Source organism: Rhizobium sp. CFBP 8752, from assembly GCF_014842035.1.
In the GTDB taxonomy this organism is placed as follows: Bacteria; Pseudomonadota; Alphaproteobacteria; order Rhizobiales; family Rhizobiaceae; genus Neorhizobium; species Neorhizobium soli.
On record NZ_JACYUZ010000008.1, the window covers coordinates 1 to 5,933 of the forward strand.

2 tRNA genes and 3 rRNA genes are annotated in these 5,933 nt (G+C 53.4%); all 5 read right to left on the minus strand.

Annotated features, from left to right (window positions below):
• Positions 1–110: 110 nt before the first annotated feature.
• A 5S ribosomal RNA gene (gene rrf, locus IFT59_RS22955) occupies positions 111–225 on the minus strand.
• 256 nt (positions 226–481) lie between these two features.
• Positions 482–3,295, minus strand: a 23S ribosomal RNA gene (locus tag IFT59_RS22960).
• 593 nt (positions 3,296–3,888) lie between these two features.
• Positions 3,889–3,964 (minus strand) — tRNA-Ala (locus IFT59_RS22965).
• 125 nt (positions 3,965–4,089) lie between these two features.
• Positions 4,090–4,166, minus strand: a tRNA-Ile gene (locus IFT59_RS22970).
• Positions 4,167–4,403: 237 nt separating this feature from the next.
• Positions 4,404–5,884 (minus strand): 16S ribosomal RNA (locus IFT59_RS22975).
• Together the 16S, 23S and 5S rRNA genes with 2 tRNA genes alongside form the textbook arrangement of a ribosomal RNA operon.
• Between the last annotated feature and the right edge of the window lie 49 nt (positions 5,885–5,933).

Sequence of the window (5,933 nt, forward strand, 5' to 3'; positions counted from 1 at the left end):
CAACGACAAAAGGCCGCTTTGGGAGCGGCCCTTGGTTTGGCCAGGGGCCGGTTTGTTATGTGTGAGAAGATTGTTTGGTCCATCCTTATGGATGGCATTGCCTTTAATAGACCTGGCAGCGACCTACTCTCCCGCGTCTTAAGACGGAGTACCATTGGCGCAGGGGTGTTTCACGGCCGTGTTCGGAAAGGGAACGGGTGCAGCCACCCCGCAATGACCACCAGGTCGATTAAGGGCAATGTATGCGTGGCAATGGGCGACCATTGCAACGCTTTATCGAGAAGCTGGCGGGGGCGAACCCCCTTTTGTCTTAGTTGAACACGTCTTTGTTTGCCGGCTGGTTTGTCGGAGCGTAGCTCCGCAAGGCCAGAGGCCGTCGTGACCAGTGTCACGGCCCGTCCGGAGCGTTTTTTCGCGCGTCAGGACAAAACAGATGTCATCATCAAGGTGCGCAGCACCTTGATGAGCATAGTCAATGAGAACGATGAAGCCAATCGGGCTATTAGTAAGGCTAAGCTTCATGCATTACTGCACGTCCACACGCCTCCTATCAACGTGGTCGTCTTCCACGGCCCTGATAGGGAATACTCGTTTTCAGGTGGGTTTCCCGCTTAGATGCCTTCAGCGGTTATCCCTTCCATATATAGCTACCCTGCTATGCCGTTGGCACGACAACAGGTCCACCAGAGATATGTCCATCCCGGTCCTCTCGTACTAGGGACAGATCCTGTCAATATTCCTACACCCACGGCAGATAGGGACCGAACTGTCTCACGACGTTCTGAACCCAGCTCACGTACCGCTTTAATTGGCGAACAGCCAAACCCTTGGGACCTGCTCCAGCCCCAGGATGCGATGAGCCGACATCGAGGTGCCAAACAACCCCGTCGATATGGACTCTTGGGGGTCATCAGCCTGTTATCCCCGGCGTACCTTTTATCCGTTGAGCGATGGCCCTTCCACGCGGGACCACCGGATCACTATGACCGACTTTCGTCTCTGCTCGACTTGTCAGTCTCGCAGTCAGGCGGGCTTATGCCATTGCACTCGACGACCGATTTCCGACCGGTCTGAGCCCACCATCGCGCGCCTCCGTTACTCTTTCGGAGGCGACCGCCCCAGTCAAACTACCCACCATACACTGTCCCGGATCCGGATAACGGACCGCGGTTAGACATCCATGACGATAAGGGTGGTATTTCAAGGATGGCTCCACGAGAACTGGCGTCCCCGCTTCAAAGCCTACCACCTATCCTACACATGCCGACACGAATGCCAGTGTAAAGCTATAGTAAAGGTGCACGGGGTCTTTCCGTCTAACCGCAGGAACCCCGCATCTTCACGGGGAATTCAATTTCACTGAGTCTATGTTGGAGACAGCGGGGAAGTCGTTACGCCATTCGTGCAGGTCGGAACTTACCCGACAAGGAATTTCGCTACCTTAGGACCGTTATAGTTACGGCCGCCGTTTACTGGGGCTTCAGTTCAAAGCTTGCACCTCTCCCTTTAACCTTCCAGCACCGGGCAGGCGTCAGGCCCTATACGTCGTCTTTCGACTTCGCAGAGCCCTGTGTTTTTGATAAACAGTCGCTACCCCCTGGTCTGTGCCACCCCTTTCCACTTGCGTAAAAAGGGGTCACGCTTCTTCCGAAGTTACGCGTGCAATTTGCCGAGTTCCTTCAACATAGTTCTCTCAAGCGCCTTGGTATGCTCTACCTGACCACCTGTGTCGGTTTCGGGTACGGTCTATACGGTGGAGCTATTTCCTGGAACCGCCCCGCTGCACATCCAATCCAATAAGGAGGTACAACTTACGCGATCCGTCACTACCACCAGGCCCACGAATATTAACGTGGTTCCCATCGACTACGCATTTCTGCCTCGCCTTAGGGGCCGGCTAACCCTGCTCAGATTAACTTTAAGCAGGAACCCTTGGTCTTTCGGCGAGGGGGTCTCTCACCCCCTTTATCGTTACTCATGTCAACATTCGCACTTCCGATATCTCCAGAGGCCCTCACGGGTCCTCCTTCACAGACTTACGGAACGCTCCGCTACCACATACACTTGCGTGCATATCCTCAGCTTCGGTGCATGGCTTTAGCCCCGTTACATTTTCGGCGCAAAGACCCTTATTTAGACCAGTGAGCTGTTACGCTTTCTTTAAATGATGGCTGCTTCTAAGCCAACATCCTGGTTGTTTTGGGATCCTCACATCCTTTCCCACTTAGCCATGACTTGGGGACCTTAGCTGGAGGTCAGGGTTGTTGCCCTCTTCACGACGGACGTTAGCACCCGCCGTGTGTCTGCCGACTAGTACTCCTCGGTATTCGGAGTTTGGTTAGGATCAGTAAGACGGTGAGTCCCCATAGCCCATCCAGTGCTCTACCCCCGAGGGTATTCGGTCGACGCTCTACCTAAATAGATTTCGCGGAGAACCAGCTATCTCCGAGTTTGATTGGCCTTTCACCCCTAGCCACAAGTCATCCCAATCTATTGCAACAGATGCGGGTTCGGCCCTCCAGTTGGTGTTACCCAACCTTCAGCCTGCTCATGGCTAGATCACTCGGTTTCGGGTCTAATGCATCTAACTAAATCGCCCTATTCAGACTCGCTTTCGCTGCGCCTACACCTACCGGCTTAAGCTTGCTAGATACACTAAGTCGTTGACCCATTATACAAAAGGTACGCCGTCAGGCCCCTTACTAAAAAGAGCGCCCTCCGACTGCTTGTAGGCATCCGGTTTCAGGTTCTATTTCACTCCCCTTGTCGGGGTGCTTTTCACCTTTCCCTCACGGTACTTGTTCGCTATCGGTCATGCACGAGTACTTAGGCTTGGAGAGTGGTCTCCCCATGTTCAGACAGGATTTCACGTGTCCCGCCCTACTCAAGGACAATGTCTGTTCTACGCTTACGGGGCTATCACCCACTCTAGCCAGGCTTTCCAACCTGTTCAGCTTTATTCAACATTGCCACTGGCCTGGTCCGCGTTCGCTCGCCACTACTTACGGAGTCTCGGTTGATGTCCTTTCCTTCAGGTACTTAGATGTTTCAGTTCCCTGAGTTCGCTTCTTGTCCCTATGTATTCAAGACAAGATACCTTATTAACAATACCTAGAAATCTAAACCGTCCCGAAAGACGACTTAAACTTTCTAGGTATTTAAGGTGGGTTGCCCCATTCGGAGATCCATGGATCAAAGCTTATTCGCAGCTCCCCACGGCTTTTCGCAGCGTATCACGTCCTTCTTCGCCTGTGCATGCCAAGGCATCCACCAAATGCCCTTAAAACACTTCATCGTTCTCATTGCCAATGCTCATCAATATAGCTCACCCCAAAGGAGCAAGCGGAAGGGCTACCTTTTACAACCCAACCTTCTCATGATGCCATCAACGTGTTCGACAAGCCTGCTTTTTTGGGGTCACGCCGAGCGACCCGCTTGCAAACTTGTCTTTAAGACCAGCTTCTCGAGATTAAATCCGGGTCCGCGCGGTTAGCAAACGGACATCAATAAGTCGTCAGAGGTGGTTTAGAGCAAGCCCCAAAACACCAACAACGACCGACCAGAGTGACATGCTTCCTACCTACTCCAGCTCTTCCTCCAGATCCGACCGGCTAGGTCATCCTTGGTATCATCAGAACCGGGCTCGGACATCTTTGAGGTTTAAAACCCCAAAAATACCTGGAAGCATCCAGATCAATCTTCTCTTCACAATTTTGCAGAACAGGCACAAACGCAGATGCGTCGTGCAAACCTTTATTTCTTCAGAAGACAATGGAGCCTCGACAGCCAACGAAGCGAAGCTTCGCAAGGCCAGAGGCCGGCGCCGATCGTTCGGCGGCCCGTCCGGAGCGCAGCTCTCGCAGAGAGCGACAGCGTCAGGACCAAATATGGTGGAGCTTAACGGGATCGAACCGTTGACCCCCTGCTTGCAAAGCAGGTGCTCTCCCAGCTGAGCTAAAGCCCCAATCGTTTAAACGGAGGCAAAAGCCAATAGGAATTAGCATAAAGCCCGTCCATCAACACCATAACCCGCACGATCTTATCGACTGCGTTCGCCACCCCGACCAGCACCACATTCACCAAGATGAATGGTGGGCCCGGGTAGACTCGAACTACCGACCCCACGCTTATCAAGCGTGTGCTCTAACCAACTGAGCTACGGGCCCATTCAGTCAAACCGGTCGTGCGGTTTTTTGTCTTCATGAAGAAAGAGAAACGTAGTCGGCGGTACCTCGCCATACCGAACACATGTGGATCGAATGAACGATCCGTGGTCGGCGTATTTCGTTTGCGATGGTCGCCTGACTGGCGCCATCTATGTTCTAAAAAGCACGGGAAGGTTCATCCAGGGCCATATCTTGCGATACGTGCCTGGCGTCTTACCAGTTCCACAGCTTCCTTAGAAAGGAGGTGATCCAGCCGCAGGTTCCCCTACGGCTACCTTGTTACGACTTCACCCCAGTCGCTGACCCTACCGTGGTTAGCTGCCTCCTTGCGGTTAGCGCACTACCTTCGGGTAAAACCAACTCCCATGGTGTGACGGGCGGTGTGTACAAGGCCCGGGAACGTATTCACCGCGGCGTGCTGATCCGCGATTACTAGCGATTCCAACTTCATGCACTCGAGTTGCAGAGTGCAATCCGAACTGAGATGGCTTTTGGAGATTAGCTCAGGATCGCTCCTTCGCTGCCCACTGTCACCACCATTGTAGCACGTGTGTAGCCCAGCCCGTAAGGGCCATGAGGACTTGACGTCATCCCCACCTTCCTCTCGGCTTATCACCGGCAGTCCCCCTAGAGTGCCCAACTGAATGCTGGCAACTAAGGGCGAGGGTTGCGCTCGTTGCGGGACTTAACCCAACATCTCACGACACGAGCTGACGACAGCCATGCAGCACCTGTGCTCCGGTCCCCGAAGGGAACTCCACATCTCTGCGGATAGCCGGACATGTCAAGGGCTGGTAAGGTTCTGCGCGTTGCTTCGAATTAAACCACATGCTCCACCGCTTGTGCGGGCCCCCGTCAATTCCTTTGAGTTTTAATCTTGCGACCGTACTCCCCAGGCGGAATGTTTAATGCGTTAGCTGCGCCACCGAACAGTAAACTGCCCGACGGCTAACATTCATCGTTTACGGCGTGGACTACCAGGGTATCTAATCCTGTTTGCTCCCCACGCTTTCGCACCTCAGCGTCAGTTATGGACCAGTAAGCCGCCTTCGCCACTGGTGTTCCTGCGAATATCTACGAATTTCACCTCTACACTCGCAATTCCACTTACCTCTTCCATACTCAAGATACCCAGTATCAAAGGCAGTTCCAGAGTTGAGCTCTGGGATTTCACCCCTGACTTAAATATCCGCCTACGTGCGCTTTACGCCCAGTAATTCCGAACAACGCTAGCCCCCTTCGTATTACCGCGGCTGCTGGCACGAAGTTAGCCGGGGCTTCTTCTCCGGATACCGTCATTATCTTCTCCGGTGAAAGTGCTTTACAACCCTAAGGCCTTCATCACACACGCGGCATGGCTGGATCAGGCTTGCGCCCATTGTCCAATATTCCCCACTGCTGCCTCCCGTAGGAGTTTGGGCCGTGTCTCAGTCCCAATGTGGCTGATCATCCTCTCAGACCAGCTATGGATCGTCGCCTTGGTAGGCCTTTACCCCACCAACTAGCTAATCCAACGCGGGCCGATCCTTTACCGATAAATCTTTCCCCCGAAGGGCACATACGGTATTAGCTCCAGTTTCCCGGAGTTGTTCCGTAGTAAAGGGTACGTTCCCACGTGTTACTCACCCGTCTGCCACTCTCCTTGCGGAGCGTTCGACTTGCATGTGTTAAGCCTGCCGCCAGCGTTCGTTCTGAGCCAGGATCAAACTCTCAAGTTGAGAATTCAATCATGACTAATCACTTTATGTTCTGAATTGACGAGAACTC